Source organism: Micromonospora sp. NPDC023814 (assembly GCF_040639595.1).
Classification (GTDB): Bacteria; Actinomycetota; Actinomycetes; order Mycobacteriales; family Micromonosporaceae; genus Micromonospora.
Genome location: NZ_JBFAAF010000117.1, coordinates 1 through 14,489, shown reverse-complemented (window position 1 = coordinate 14,489; position 14,489 = coordinate 1). Strand labels below are relative to the sequence as shown.

The window sequence follows — 14,489 nt, the reverse complement described above, 5'->3', positions numbered from 1 at the left end:
AACCTCACCAAACGCGTCGCCGACGAAACCACCCCAACCTGGCGAGACATCTGAAGGCGGCATCACTCACAAAATACGTGAATCAGACGCCCTCTAAGGGTGGGACCGGTGCGTCGGTTGCCGCGGTTTGTCGTGGCTGACTGGCGCTGCGGTGGCGACGGCTGTGGCTGTGGCTGTGGCGGCGATTGTCGTGAACGCGGCGACTGGTAGCGAGGCGCCGTGGTTCCCCACAATAGATGAGCACAGTCTGCGGTGGCTGGTGGGTGCGACGGGCGCGGTTGCGGCGTCCGGTTGGTTCGGGTGGTGGGCGCAGCGCTGGTACGAGCGTGGGTTGGTGGCGTTGGTTCCGGTAGCGCAGCTGGCCAGCATCGTGGGTGGTGGACCGGCCGGTCGAATTGAAGGAGATTTGCGGGCGTTGCGGAGTCGTGGCGCGGGGATGGGCCCGCTCGCCAAGGCCTCGGCGACCTTCTGCTTCGTCGCCGCCTCCCGCCCACTGATCGCCTGGTCGAACAGCAGCAGCGTCTCGTCCAGCACGTCAACGGCCGACTGCGCCAGCAGCGTGAGCAGGATTGGGTGCCGGCGTTCCGGCTCGCGGCGCTGCAACGCCTGCCCGTTCAACCGCCGCCCGACCCCGGCCAGGAACCGGCGTCGCTCCGCCGACAGCATCGACAAGCCCACGGTGTGCGCATCGAGGCGCCGCAGGTAGGCCAGTTTCTCCAGCTCCGCCCTCGCTGCTACCGGGCTCGACGACGTCGGCCCACATCCAGCCAGGATAGCGGCGTCCGGCCGAGATATGCGTCCGGGACCAGCAGGTCCAGCTCGACGCACCGCCGCTCGGTGAGCAGGTGCCGCACCCGCGACCACGTCTCCGTCCGAGCGCGGGCCCGGGCCGCACCTCGACTTGCCCGCCCCAATCGTCGCGACCGCGCTCGGCTATCACCACGCCACCAGCGCCCGCCGCGCCACCGAGGCCGGCACCACCTGGTCCAACTACGCCCCCGGCGACCACAGAATGAGATTCGGACCCCGCCCGTCAGATACCGTTGGTCCACTCGTGATCCGGCGTGATGCCAACCACGAAGTGTTCATCGCCGCATACGGCGCAGGTGTCATCGTCTGAGCTGAAGCGCCCGCAAGCGTCGATCTCGCCGGCGTCGACCTCATCGCCGGTGCGGCTGGCCGCGATCGGGACGCACGGCCAGGGCAGCGTGTTGCGAGCGTCGAACAGGGCCAGGCGCCGTGCTGGCCCAGGATCTTCCGGCCCTCGCCGCCGGCCAGTTTGGTTCGATCACCTTCGCCTTCATCGGATCCCTCTCGCACTCTCCCTGGATGCGACCGGGGGCGAGCCGGGCCGTGCCAGGTGCCGGGAGACGCGAAGATCGGAGCGGCGGACCTCGAGTACCTGCCGCTGGTCCAGCTGGTTCCAGGGTGGGGTGGGCTGGTCCCAGCCGGTCGAGGCGATCACCACCCGGCCGGGCTCGACGAGGTAGTTGAGGGGGAAGAACCCGGGGCCGCGACGTCGGCTGACGGCGGAGTCCGGGTCGTGGTCGGCGTAGGCGTACAACGACCGTTCCGTGAGCAGCAGGCAGTTAAGTCCGCTGTAGCGGGTGGCGCGGCGTCGTACCGCGGCTGCGGCCGAGCTCAGCGCGGTCGCCGGGTCGGTCCGCTGTAGGAGCTGCCTGACCAGGAGGAAGAATCGTTCGCTGTCGGTCGTGCCGACCGCCGCTTCGAGCAGCGGTGGTGCGAGTAACTCGTCGATGGCGCCGGCCGGGGAGAAGTCACCGTTGTGGGCGAAGGCGACCGTCGCCGACCGGAACGGGTGGGTGTTGGCCAGGACGAGGGGTGAACCGGGATTGGCCAGCCTGATGTGCAGCAGGGCGGCGTCCGTCGTGATCCGGCCCAGGGCGTCGGTGAATCCCACGCTGGTACGGGCCGACGTCGGCTCCTTGTCGACGCGGAGTTCGTCGCCGTGCCAGTGGGCCACGCCCCAGCCGTCGCAGTGGTCGGTCGACAGTTCGGTGAATGCGGGCAGTTCGGTGGCGAGCAAATCGGCCAGGCGACCGGCGGAGGCGCCAACTACACCCAACAGACGGCACACGTGCGTACTTCCTTTGTGTAGAGCGTGTAGTCAGCTTCGCCGCTGCAGGATCGCGGCGAGCCACGACAGCAATGCGTTGACCGCGACGAACATGAGGGTCATCACGAGGTAGGTCTGGATGAGGGCGTGGGTGTACTCGCCGAGCACCCTGCCCGCGTGGAGCAGCTCGAGGAAACTCACCACGTAGCCGAGCGTGCTCTCCTTGAGCAGGCGGATGAACTGCGTCACCAGCGCCGGGGCGATGCGGCGTAGGGCCTGTGGGAGCACCACCAGTCGCATGGTGGTCGCCGGGCGTAGGCCTATGCACAGTCCGGCCTCGGTCTGTCCCTTGTCGATCGACAGGATGCCGGCACGGAAGATCTCGGCCAGGGCGGCCACGTTCGAGATCACGATCGGCACGACCAGTTGCCAGAAGATCGGAAGCCGGAGCCCGAATCGGGGTGCCAGGATCAGGAAGGCGAACAGCAGCAGGAGGACCGGCACCGCACGGAACACTTCTATGTATGCCACCGCTGGCCACCGGATGACGCGTCGCCGGGACAGCCGGCCGAGCGCGACCAGGAACCCGAGCGGTGCCGCGATGACGGCGCTGACGCCGGCGGCCAAGAGGGTCGCCGCGAGGCCCCGGAGTAGGAAGGTCATGACGGGCCACTGCCCGAAGAGCATCCACTTGGCGAGGTCGAGCTGGCCGTGGGCATGGAACTCGGTGATGGCCTGCCAGAGCAGTCCGGCCAGGAGCACGGTGGTGCCTGCGGTTGCCAGTCGGATCCAGCGCCGGCCGCGGGGACCGGGCTGGTCGAACAGGGCGTGCTCGTGGACGCTCATTGTCCGATCGCCACCTTCTTCTCCAGGAGTCCGGTGACGAATCCGATACTCAGGGTCAGTACCAGGTAGAGCCCGGTGCTGATCAGGAAGGTCGGTCCGGCGTCGGCGTACTCCAGGTTGATCAGGTCGGTTTCACCGGTCAGCTCGGTGACCCCGACCGCTGCGGCGAGGGAGCTGCTCAGGGCGACCGCGATGAAGATGTTGCCCAGGGGCTGGACCATGGACCGGAACGCGCGCGGAAGTATGACGTGGCGCAGGCTGCGCGCCGTGGTCATGCCCAGCGCCCGTGCGGCTTCGGCCTCGCCGGGTGGCACCGTTCGGATGCCGGCCCGGATCGTCTCGGCGACGAGGGCGGCCCCGTACATCGCCATCGCGGTGGTGACCGTCCAGAACAGGTCGTACAGGATTCCGATCTCGGGCAGCCCGAAGACGAACAGGACCAGCAGGACCAGCAGCGGTGTGTTGCGCATGAACTGCACGTAGGTGCCGGCGCAGAACCGCAGCAGCGGCACCGGCACGATCCGCATGACCGCCAGGAGGGTGCCCAGGACCATGGCGCCGGCGAACGAGGCTGCCGTGAGTTCGACGGTGACCAGGAGGCCGGCTCCCAGCCGGCCGAGGTGGCTGAGCGCGCCGTCGAACAGTGAGATCCCAGCCATCTCCGACACGTACTGCACTGACGTTCTCTCAGCTTCCGGCTGCGGAGCCGATGACCGGTGGTGCGGGCGGCTCGCCCTCGATCGCGGTGCCTACGGACGCCTTCCAGACGCGGTCCCACAGGCCGGCGTCGATGAGCTTCGTCAGCCATCCGTTGACGAACGTCTTGAACTGCGCGTCGCCGGGAGGCAGTCCGATCCCGTAGGGATCCTCGGTGAACGGCTGGCCAACGATCTTGACCTGCGGGTCGCGCTCGGCGTTACCGACGAGAATGGCCTGGTCGAGCACGTACGCGTCGGCTCGGCCCTGGCGAAGCGCCTGGACGCACTGGTCGTTGGTTTCGAGCAGGAGCAGCTTCGCGTCCGGCACGAGTTGCTCGAGCGTGTTGACGGCGGTCGAGTTGCTCTGGGTCACGACCGTCCGGCCGGCCAGGTCGGACGGCGACGTGATGGTGGTCTCCGACTTCTTGACCAGGATGGAGGTGCCCGAGTTGAAGTAGGGTCCGGCGAAGTTGATCTTCTCGGCGCGGGCCGGCGTGATGGTGTAGGTGGCGAGCACCGCGTCGACGGTGCCGTTCTGCAGCAACAGTTCCCGGGTCTGCGCCGTGACCTGGACCAGCTCGACTGACGGCGTTCCGGTGATGTACTTGGCCAGGAGCTGGGCCAGATAGGCGTCGAAGCCGGTCGTCTTTCCGGTGATCGGGTCCTTCAACGAGAACAGGGCGGCGGTGGTGGTGCCGCCGACGCGCAGTGTGCCCGCCTGTTTGATGGTGGCCATCCGGCTGCCCGCGGGCAGGTCGGCTGGGTCGGCGACGGGGGCGTCAGCCAGGATCTGCTCGATGGATTCGCTGCCCGCTCCCCCTTCGGACGCCGCGGTGCCGGGTGGAGTCGGGAGTGCGGCCGAGCTGCATCCGGCCGTCACGCCGATGGCGGTGGCCAGCGCCACCGCGGTGGCCAGGACGACTGCCCGCCGGCCAGCGGGCCGGCGATGGCCGCGTGCGGCCAGGGCGGTGGATGATTCCATGTGTGTTTCTCCTCCGGGTGTGTCCGGAACTGCTCGGGGGTGTGTCCGGATGAACGTGGGGCCGGACGGTCGGCGAATACCTCCGGTCACTGAATGGCTGCGCCGGCCGGTTTGGCTGCGGAGAAAGCATCGGACCGATGCCGGTGGAACGTCCAATCAAAACGTCACCGAGCATTCATAAGTGATCTTTATGATTTGACTCGTGTTGGACGCGCATCAGTTGTTTATCCTGGCCGAGGTGGCGCGGTGCGGCTCGTACACGGCGGCGGCCAAAGCACTCGGTTACTCCCAGCCGGCCATCAGCTATCAGATGCGGCTGCTCGAACGGGCCACCCGGGCGCCCCTGGTGATGCGGGCCGGGCGAGGAATCGTGCTGACCGAGGTCGGCCGCCGGCTGGCCGACCACGCCGACATCGTGCGGGCCGCCCTTGTGGCCGCCGAGTCGGAGATCAGGGAGCTGAGCGAGCAACGGGCCGACACCGTCCGTCTCGGGGCGTTCCAGAGCAGCTGCGCCACCCTGGTCCCCGCCCTGCTGGATCGACTCGCCCGGACCGCGCCGGACGACGGTGCACGTCCCGCGCCACAGCTCGTCGTGCACCAGGTCGAACCACCGGAGGCCGCGCAGCTACTGCGGTCCGGCAAGATCGATGTCGGGCTGCTGTGCGACTGGACCAACGAGGGCACGGCTGACGCGGAGCGCGGTCTTCGCCGCGTCTCTCTGATGACCGATCGCAGGTGCGTGGTGGTGCCGGCGGACCATTGGCTGGCCCGAGGGACGTCTGACACCGACGAGGTCGACTTCGCCGACCTGGCGGACGAGCCGTGGGTCATGGAGACGGTGCGGGACAGGTTTCTCGCCGCCTGCGCGGGCGCTCGATTCACACCTCGGCTCGTGGCCACCGCAGACGACCATGTCACGATCCAGAACCTCGTCACCAGCGGCGTCGGTATCACCCTCATGAACGAGCTGGCCATCTCGGCGCATCTCGACAGCCGGCTCCGCGTCCGACAGCTGGCCAACTGGCCGCAGCGTCGGATCTACGCACTGGTTTCGCCGGAGGTCCTGCGCGAGGCGCCGGTCGCGCACACGCTGCGGGAGTTGCGCTCGACCGCGCGCACTCTCCGCCGCCGCTGGCGGTCGCTTCCGGTCGGCACGGGTCGTCCCGGAGGGCAGGCGGCGTGAGCGCCACAACTCCCACTTAACCTACAGGTTAACAGGTGCTTTGGCTCACACTTACTGGCATCGAACCGTCGTCGGACCTAGCCTTCATGCCTGAATGCAAACAGGTGTCTTATCCGGCGCCGCTTCGTCGAATTCCCACCGGCTGTAGCAACACCGTTTGAGCTTGACGGCATAGCTGGACCCGGGCCGTCCCGGCCCAACCGTAAGCGGCATCGCCGTTGAGGCACGTTTCTCCGCGCCGACGGTGATGCCGGGCTTTGCCATGCGCGAGAAACGTATTCCTCCACCGCATCACGCCGCCGTGCCGAACGGTCGCGCTGCCCGGCGGCACACCAATGACCGGACCGCCGGCAAAGAAGGGGGACCAGCGGTTGACGTCGCCACAGGACCAGCCCGGGCAGCAGCCGGCGCCCGAACCTACGCCCGGGGGCATGACCGAGGCGGTACGGCAGTACGGGTCGCAGTTCGACGGAACGCAGGGACTCGAGCACATCGCGACAGTGCCCGAAAGCATCGTCCAGTGGCTGCTCGAACAGGTGAAGGCCGCGGTCGGTACACGCGCGTCCATCGGCGCTGATCTTGATCGGCGCCTCACCTCGGACTACCTGCTCACGGAGTGGCCACGGGTGCGCAGTACATCCGGGCTACCGCTGTCGAGTCCCGCCGACGGTGACCAGACCCCGTGGCTGCGGGTGCTGCTGCACGACGCGGCGGCAGCGGACCCCGGTATCGAGCAGATGCCCGACGGTCCACCCGTCACACTCCAGCGCTGGGCGTTCGGCGGATGGGAGGTGGCGGAGAGCGGCAGCACCAGCGATCTGCGGACCCTACGCCTGCCGTTCGCCTACTCGCACCAGTGGCCGGCCGACGACGACAGCGTGCTGCGCCAGATGACCCTGACGGTGCAGCCGACGATGACGTACAACCAGACGTCGACCTCGGCGACGGTCACCGGCGCGGTGCAGGCGCTGACGCTGTTGCGTAGTCGCGAGCGCTCGTGGCCGTACCGCTACCGGATGCGGTGGCAGCTGCGCATGGGCGACAATGCGGACCGCCCGTGGACCGACCTCGCGAGCCCGCCGGCCGAGCGGCTGACGGTGTGGTTCCCGAAGCATCTCGTCCAGGACCCGCTCCCGGACGCGGAGCAGCCTCGACCGGCGCCGCTAGACATCCTGCGCACCGATGTGCCCTTGCTCGGCGTGCAGTCGGTGCCGAACGCCGACCAGGTCTTCCGCGATGTCATGGCGTCGTTCCGGCCGCACCTCGCGGCGTTGTCGACGGCGTCGAGACGGGACCTGTGGGAGTTCTTCGGCGAGTACAGCCTGCGCGCGAACATCCCGTTGTCGTGGGTGGGAAGCCACCCGTCGCCGCTGTTGTTCGACGACGACGGATCCGTGATCGGATACCTCCGGATGCGTACGACGTTGGTCGCCCGGGAGGTCACCGGTCCGGCCACGCAGGACGCCGTGTTGGAGTCGCATGTGCTGCGGATCCTGCGGGTCGACGGTTCCGCGGAGGTCACCAACGCGGCCGGCGTCGACTTCTTCGCAAACTTCGGGATGTCGGCACCGCCGGCCGATCCCGGCACCGAGCCGACCGGCGGATCCGTCCAGGGACAGGCCGGGGCACGGCATCAGGTGTCGCACACACTGGGATCCGGTGGTGGGGCGCGCACCTCGCACTCGCTGCGCGTGCGGAAACCGCTGATCCCGCAGGCCGTCGACGTGATCTTCGAGGTGGAACTGGTCCGTGCGACCGGTGCCGCGGCCCACCCCGATCCGGTGACGCCCCTGGGGTCCGGCGAGCCGCACCGGGCGATCCTGCGGGTACCGTCCGCGGACCTCGTCGGCCGGCGACCGACCACGCCGCGCTACCTGCCACCCGAGATCGCGCAGCTCCGGTCGATCGGCGTCTCCACCACACCGTTGCGGGTCACGGGTGCCGAGCCGTTGTTCGCAGCGGCCGAGACCTGGCTGACGGAGCACGGCTTCCTGCCGCCCGAGGGCGAATCGGCGCTGAAGAGGCTGACCGACGAGGCGACCAGGGTGCAGCGCCTGGTGAACGCGCGCAAGCTCGACGTGGCCCGCTCCGGTGTGGGACTGCGCGGCGCCGTGGACGAGATGATCGAGGGTGGCTACCCGGTCGTGTTCGAACTCCCGGTCCGTGGCGAGATCCAGCGTGCCGAAGCACGCATCGTCGCCGAGCGCCGCTTCACCGGCGAGCCCCAGGGAGGAGTCGATCATTTCCTGTTCCTGCCCGACGTCCAGACGCTGAACTGGACGGGGTCGACGCTGCCCGCCAGTGAGGGGCGCGCCCGATCGCCGTTCGGCTGGAACGGGGGCGTTGCCGGCTCCCCCGCCAACCCGGTCGAGACGGCCGACCAGGATCGGCCGTCGCAGGCCTTCTCCGGCGGCGTCACCCGCTTCTCCCGGCCCGCCACCATCACCGACACCAACATCGGATTCGGGCAGGAGCTTTACGCGCTCAGCCCGACCGGTGAGGGTTCGCACGCGTTCCGGGTGCCGGTGCGGTTTCGCCTGGAGATCTCGTGGAGCCACGGCGATCCACCCTCGCCGACTGAGGCCGACGGAATGTTCGCGTTGGCGGTACCCACCTACCGCACGCTCGCCGAGCCGGCGGAGATCCGCCCGTACCAGGATCCCGCACCACGGAGTGTCACCGATCAGGATCGCGCCAGCCTGAACCAACCAGACGAGGTGATCTACCGCAACGGGGCGCTGCGGCTGCCCAGCCTGGCGTATGTGGACCGGGTGGAGGGCAGCCGGGTGATCCGTGCGGTGGTCAGAGACCTCATCGGTGCCGGACGCCACGGCGCTGCCGCCGCCGAACAGCCGACCGTCTCAGCCCCCCGCATGCCGGGCGCGTTCCCCGCCGACGATGCGGCGGTGCCGCCACCGGTGCAGGGCAACCTGGAGATGCAGCCGGTGAGGCCCCCGCGCAGGCTGCCGGGTGCGGCCGAGGCGGATCGGTCGCTCGCCATGCCCGGCGCTTTCCCGGCCGACGAGGCGACCGCACAGGCGCAGGAGGCCGGTGACGCGCCAGCCGCCGACGACCTGGTGCTCTGGCCGTGGGACGGCCGGATGGCGCGATGGCTCGGCGGGACGGCGGTGACCGGGTGGGCGTGGGCGAAGCGGCGGGCAATCGGCGAGCCACTGGACCGGCCGGAGAGCATGGCGCAGGAGGTGGCGTACGCGGCAGTGTCGCCCCACCATCTGGCGGCCAACGCCCTGCAGGTCTTCAACAACCAGTACGTGGTCGAGAACATCGGCGGGCACGGCATGGTGTGGGGCATCGACGTGTCGGTGACGGTCGAAGGCTATCTGACCGACGTGAAGCTCCTGCCCGCGCCCGGGATCATGGACATGGAGAGCTGGCTGCAGTCCTTTGACGGATCGTCGCAGACGGCGGAGCACAGCGTCGGATACGAGCTGCCGGCGACGGTCACGGGCACCTACGGCAGCGTCACGCAGTTCGTACCGTCCGGGACGTACACCCATCTCAGGCGGACGGACACCCGCACGACGTTCAGCGACAACACGATGGCGTTCCGGGTCACGACGGAGAACGACGTCTCGGTGTTCCGCTTCTCGGCGAAGGCCGTCTACGTCATCACGGTCACCAAGGGCGTCCGCAACGTGGCGGCTGGGACCCTCGCGGGCCAGCCGTTCTTCGAGGGGCAGATCGCGGTCGAACTACCCGAGGCCGTGGAGTTCCTGCTCGTCGAGAACGACCTGCTCAACCACCCGGAGTTGCGGCAGATCCCCGGGGTTACGCAAGCCGACCCGCAGCAGACTGCCGCGATCGCCGACCGCGCGCTGCCCTCCTGGTTCGTGTACGGCCGAGGAGGGCTCGGCTTCGGCGTGGCCACCGCCGTGATCCCCCAGGGCTCGCGCCCGCAGTTACGCACCCACATCCGCGCGCTGGTCGAGGCCCAGGCACCGGGGGTGACCCGCCCCGGCCACGCCGCGTACCTGCCCGGCGTCCGATCGCGGATCGCCGACCACACTTCTCCTCTCGGGCTGCGAACACTGATCAACATCGGCCCTGATGGCCGCGCCTCGTTCCACTTCGTGCACCGGTCGTGGCTCGGGCCACGACTGGTGGAAATCGAGTTCCGCGCGCAGCCGGTGGAGAACCCCACGCAGCTCGCGGCACGGCGAGGCCGGCAGACCTCGTCCAACGCGGGCCTGGACACCATCCTGGCCCACTCGTCCGGCGAAGGCGGCTCACTGCCGACCCCGGGCGCGAGCAAGCAGAGCGTCACCCGGGTCGTCGCCAACAGTGCGGCCTTCTCACCGATGGTCAAACAGCACGGTCACCAGGCGCAACCGTCCCTCACGATCGGCACCCAGCACCAGCGTGTGCAGACCGCGACGTCGCTCAGGGAGTACCGCACCTGGGAACGGACGATCGCCACCACCCAGTTCGACCGCGTCCCCTACACGCTCGGCGTGGCCGTACGCTCGATGCCGTTGGACGACGCACTCGTCGTCCGGGTGGGCCGGGCCGCGATCAACGGACTCCTCTGGCCCGTCCGGCTGGCCTGGCCCAACCTGCCGACGCTGAGCGCGGTCGGCGAGTCGTCCCACACCTTCGCGGCCCTGGTCACGTTGCGTTTCAGCGAGGCGGAGACGCCTCGTGTCCCGCTCGGGAACCAGCGACGGGTCTCGCCGCTGCTGCTCAGTTCCGCCCCGGCCGCCGTCGTACCCCCGCCCACCGACGCGGTCGCCATCGACCTGGAGATCCCGGCAGAAGTTCGTGACCTGGTGACCGGCCCGTCCTGGCGGCCGAGCCGACCGTTCTCCGTGTACGACTTCGACGCGGTCGCGGAACTCGCCCAAGCGATTCGGACCGTCGACCCGTCCCTGGCCGACGACGATCAGTTGCACAACTCCACATCCGCGGAGGGCATCTTCGTCCGCCTGTCCAGCCTTGCCCGCACGGGCAGGGTCACCATGCTGGAACCAGCCGCAGTGGGCCGGTTACTGGGCCGCGCGGGCAGGCCGGGTACGTCGCTGCAGTTCGCGCTCTTCTCACCACGGCCCGCGAGTTCCAGTCGCAACGTGGCCATCGACAGCATCAACGCCAACACCGACAGCTTCACCACGACCGTCACCGGGTCGGTGATCCCGGCGATGACCTTCGGTGACACCCACCCGCTCACTCGGGACGTCACCAACTCCGGCGGCCCGACGGTGCCGATCGTCGGGGTCGACGCGGCCCACGGCCAGGGCGTTGGCGGCTCGGCACAGCGACGCGAGATCCTCCGGTTCGGCACTCCCATGGAGTCGGCCGCCGGGCACGGCACACCGGGATACCAGGTCGTCGCCGTCGCCGTGATCCGGGTCGACGGTCCCCGCGGAACCCGTTGGGTCGTCGGCAACATCGACATGCGCACCACAGAAGCCCCACCCGTCCAGGCATCGGTCGAGGTGGTCGCGCCCAGGGTGCCGGACACGGCACCGCCTGCCCGGGACGTCGCGTCGACGTCGCCGGTGCGCCCCGCACCGCGTACGCCGAGCATTGCGTCGTTGGATGTCGACGTGGCGCAGGCCGCGCCGACCGCCCACGACGACGTCGCGCCACCGCACACCACGACCAGCGCAGAGCAGACGCCGGACGACCCGCCGTCCACGCCGGCGGATCCGCCGTCCGTCGCATCGACGCTGCACGCGGACGACGATCCGGCGATCGCCGTAGCCGACCCTGTCCAGGACGACCCGCTGATGCCCGAGGAAGTCAGATCCGTGGACGGGGTCTGGTTCGTCGGCGCCCTGCCGGGACGCCGTGACGAGCTGGCGCTGACCGGGCTGACGCAGGCGGTGCTGGCGGCGGGAGCGCAGCGGCACGTGGTGATCGTCAACACGCCCCGGCTGCAGCCGCAGAACGCCTCCGTCGTCGCGGCGGTACGTCAGGCAGTGGACCGGCTCGCCTGGTGGGACGGGCGTGGCGTGGTCGTCGCTGTGCTGCACGCCGACCCGGTGCTGGAGGCATGGCTTGATCGTGCGTCGGTGGTGACCGTGCGACGAGTGCCGGCACCGGTCGACAAGAACCAGGTGGCCCTGGACACCGTATGGGAGCTACGCGGCGCGGGAGGCCGGCGCGAGCTGTTCCGGGAACGACCGACCGCCGACCTGGTGACCGCGGCGGTCGAGGCGAGCCGGGCAGTGGCACGCCCGCCGCTGCCACGGGACCTGGCTCGGTGGCTCTCCACCAACACCTGGCCTCAGCGACAGGACATCTTCGACGAGCTCGGGGACCGGCTCGTACGCCCCGAACTGCTCGACGCGCTCGAGCAGACCGTGACCGCCGAGGGCCGGCCGGGAAACGTCCTGACCTGGCTCGACCAGGTTGGTCCATGGCAGGTGGCCGAGCGGATCAGACACGACTCTGAACGCGTTCGCCACGGGCTCGGGGTGGCCGAATCCAGCAGCACCCGGCGCGGGATCGCCAACCGGGTGCTGGAGGAAATGTGGGCGCAGAGCCGCGCCGCTCGGGAACTCGCGGCGATGTCAGTGCTCCTGCGGCGTGAGCTGGCCGCCCGTCACGACACCGCGCACGTGACGGCACCCGGTCTGACCAGGGTGCCAGTCACCGCTGACCCATGGAGCCAGCACTCTCCCGTCGCTGCCCTGTCGACCCGGCAGATGTTCGCCTACCTGACGCGTAGAGAGCCGGAATGGCGAGATCCGCATGCTGGCCGCTTCATGCTTCGCGCCGTATTCGACCACCAGCTGTCGTACGAGGATTACGCCTCGTTGGTCCTGGCGGGCGGCACCAGCACGAGCCAACGGGTGGAAGGCGTCATCGCCACGGCGGTCGCCGTCGTCCTGGAACTGTCCCGTCGAGGCCCCGACCAACGCCGCGATGAGGAGGTGCTCCGTAGCGTCGACGACGTGATCACGAGCGTGCAGTGTCTGATTGACCCGACCCTACGCGTGGAATGGGTGTCCCGCACCGACCCAGCCTGGTGGAACGGCACTCCGCTGGCCGCCACTCTGCACCGCGACGGCCAGCTGCCGTCCGCGACAACCCGACTCAACCATCTCGCCGCGCTGATCGTGGCGTGCAGTTACTGATCCGACTCAAGTGATCGAGCCGGAATGCCGGTGAACTCGGTGGTCCATGCTGGTCCGACCGTCCGTTGTCGCTGGTACTGAGGACATCCCGGTGGTGGACCTGTCCACCGGTGATGAGCAGGCACGATGCTGCCCGGGGTGTGGGCAGTGGGCGGTTCGGGTGAAGCAGTGGGCCACAACTCGGCCGCGGGATCTGCCGGTGGGTGGCCGGCCGGTGCGGCTGCGCTGGCGGAAACGGCGCTGGTACTGCCCGACAGCCGCCTGCCCGCGCACGTCGTTCACTGAACAAGTCGCCCAGGTACCCGTCCGTTCCCCTCGGTCGTGCAGGCTCGTCCCTGCCCGAGGTTCTCGGTCGGGTCAAGGCTCGCCGGAAGCGACCGCGTAGCGGCTTGGCCTTGACCAGGCCGGGGTTCTCGAGCAGCCCTGTGGACGTCCGGCTCGACCGTCCCAGCCCGCGCCTGGCCGGTGATGGTAGCCCAGGCGAGGTGCTCCGCCGCGAACGCGACACCAGCCCGCAGCTGCCGTGGTGGCCACCGCGACCGCATCAGTCGGCAGGGTGAATGAACTTGGTGATCTACTTCGTCACCACCGCCCGACAGGACTGGACACAGCCAGACTCAAAGGGACAGGGCGACACATAGGGGATGCTCGTCGGACGAGCAGCCACCGAGCAGCCACACGTCCACAAGGGACAGATAAGCGAAGGGCCTGACCCACGTTTCCGCAGGTCAGGCGCTTGCGATCTTGTGCGCCCGAAGGGACTCGAACCCCTAACCTTCTGATCCGTAGGGCGAACGGATCCCGACGGTCGATGAGGACGCTGGGTGAGCCGAGGAAACCAAGCTGCTCGGCCTCAGCCTGGCTGCTCACCACCCGGACGGTGATCCGCACTGTCGACAGGCCCACCTCGTCGAGCGCGCGACGCACCACCGCGGCGGCCGGGCCTTCATTCGGGCAGTCCTCAACCAGCAGCAGCTCCACCTTCACCCGCCCATCGTGCCCGGCTGCCGAAGGGGTCGGCCAGTACCTGATCACTGCACCGTACAGGGCATGCGGGCCCCCGTTTGCCTTACCTGCCGATCAATGCCAGACAGGCAACGGGGCCCATCGGCGTTGCAGCACCTGACAGCTCTCGACGCTCTGGCCGCCGACGCGCGTGATACCCGGAAAGCAGCCTGGTGGCGACGATGTCGCGCATCCGGCAGAAGGTTACACCTGGCCGGGCCGCCTCGGTGCCACGGACAACGGCGCCACGGTGGCTGGCGTCGGGAGGACTGCGAGTTCGGCGAGGCTCGCCCAGGCCCCGGGCACGTCGAGCGCTCGGGCGGCGTACGCGAGATTCTGCAGCTCCTCGCCGAGGTAGCGGTCGTACTTGTCGTGCATCTTGGCCCGGACCGTGCTGGCGAGCGCCACCGGGTCGGGCGGCGGGCTCACGGCGAGTTCCTTGATCACCTCAAGGAGTTGGGCCGGTGAGCAGTTGTCGACGGTGATGGCCAAGCCGTCCTGGCCGACCTCTAGGTGTACTGCCCAGGGACGTTGGTCGAGATTGTGTGACGACACGATCTGATGTCGTAGGCAGGTGAAGGCCTCCGGTTGTGGAGTG

8 protein-coding genes and 1 pseudogene are annotated in these 14,489 nt (G+C 69.1%); 3 read left to right on the top strand and 6 right to left on the bottom strand.

From position 1 onward, the window contains the following. Window positions 1-447 precede the first annotated feature (447 nt). The 5 genes and pseudogenes from AB0G14_RS33190 to AB0G14_RS33170 form a co-directional block, all read right to left on the bottom strand. Window positions 448-893 (bottom strand): annotated as a pseudogene (locus AB0G14_RS33190) (Tn3 family transposase); the annotation flags it as partial. Between the two features lie 407 nt (window positions 894-1,300). Continuing rightward, window positions 1,301-2,098, bottom strand: coding sequence for a class II glutamine amidotransferase (locus tag AB0G14_RS33185; protein WP_357704336.1), 798 nt, complete (start codon window positions 2,096-2,098; stop codon window positions 1,301-1,303). Between the two features lie 30 nt (window positions 2,099-2,128). Further along, window positions 2,129-2,923, bottom strand: coding sequence for an amino acid ABC transporter permease (locus tag AB0G14_RS33180; RefSeq protein ID WP_357704335.1), 795 nt, complete (start codon window positions 2,921-2,923; stop codon window positions 2,129-2,131). Further along, on the bottom strand, window positions 2,920-3,582 hold the full coding sequence (locus AB0G14_RS33175) for an amino acid ABC transporter permease (protein ID WP_357704333.1): 663 nt from the start codon (window positions 3,580-3,582) through the stop codon (window positions 2,920-2,922). Before AB0G14_RS33175 ends, AB0G14_RS33180 begins: the two co-directional genes overlap by 4 nt. 28 nt (window positions 3,583-3,610) lie before the next feature. Then, on the bottom strand, window positions 3,611-4,525 hold the full coding sequence (locus AB0G14_RS33170) for a glutamate ABC transporter substrate-binding protein (protein WP_357704331.1): 915 nt from the start codon (window positions 4,523-4,525) through the stop codon (window positions 3,611-3,613). A 280-nt stretch (window positions 4,526-4,805) separates the two neighbouring features. Here AB0G14_RS33170 and AB0G14_RS33165 point away from each other — a divergent pair, with 280 nt between their 5' ends. The 3 genes from AB0G14_RS33165 to AB0G14_RS33155 all read left to right on the top strand — a co-directional run bounded on the left by AB0G14_RS33165 (window position 4,806) and on the right by AB0G14_RS33155 (window position 13,271). Further along, a complete protein-coding gene (locus AB0G14_RS33165) occupies window positions 4,806-5,786 on the top strand; it encodes a LysR family transcriptional regulator (protein WP_357704329.1) in 981 nt (326 codons plus the stop codon). Window positions 5,787-6,217: 431 nt separating this feature from the next. Then, complete coding sequence (locus AB0G14_RS33160; RefSeq protein ID WP_357704327.1) at window positions 6,218-12,886, top strand: hypothetical protein; 6,669 nt, start codon at window positions 6,218-6,220, stop codon at window positions 12,884-12,886. A gap of 46 nt (window positions 12,887-12,932) precedes the next feature. Further along, window positions 12,933-13,271 carry a transposase family protein gene (locus AB0G14_RS33155; RefSeq protein ID WP_357704325.1) on the top strand — a complete coding sequence of 113 codons (339 nt, stop codon included), beginning with the start codon at window positions 12,933-12,935 and terminating at the stop codon, window positions 13,269-13,271. A gap of 824 nt (window positions 13,272-14,095) precedes the next feature. Here AB0G14_RS33155 and AB0G14_RS33150 read toward each other — a convergent pair. Further along, a partial coding sequence (locus tag AB0G14_RS33150; RefSeq protein WP_357704323.1) for a hypothetical protein occupies window positions 14,096-14,489 on the bottom strand: 394 nt, incomplete at its 5' end.

Excerpts from the sequence above, each read along its gene's own strand:
- AB0G14_RS33180 (WP_357704335.1), bottom strand. The coding sequence starts at position 2,923 with ATGAGCGTCCACGAGCACGCCCTGTTCGACCAGCCCGGTCCCCGCGGC.
- AB0G14_RS33175 (WP_357704333.1), bottom strand. The coding sequence starts at position 3,582 with ATGGCTGGGATCTCACTGTTCGACGGCGCGCTCAGCCACCTCGGCCGG.
- AB0G14_RS33160 (WP_357704327.1), top strand. The coding sequence starts at position 6,218 with ATGACCGAGGCGGTACGGCAGTACGGGTCGCAGTTCGACGGAACGCAG.
- AB0G14_RS33155 (WP_357704325.1), top strand. The coding sequence starts at position 12,933 with ATGCTGGTCCGACCGTCCGTTGTCGCTGGTACTGAGGACATCCCGGTG.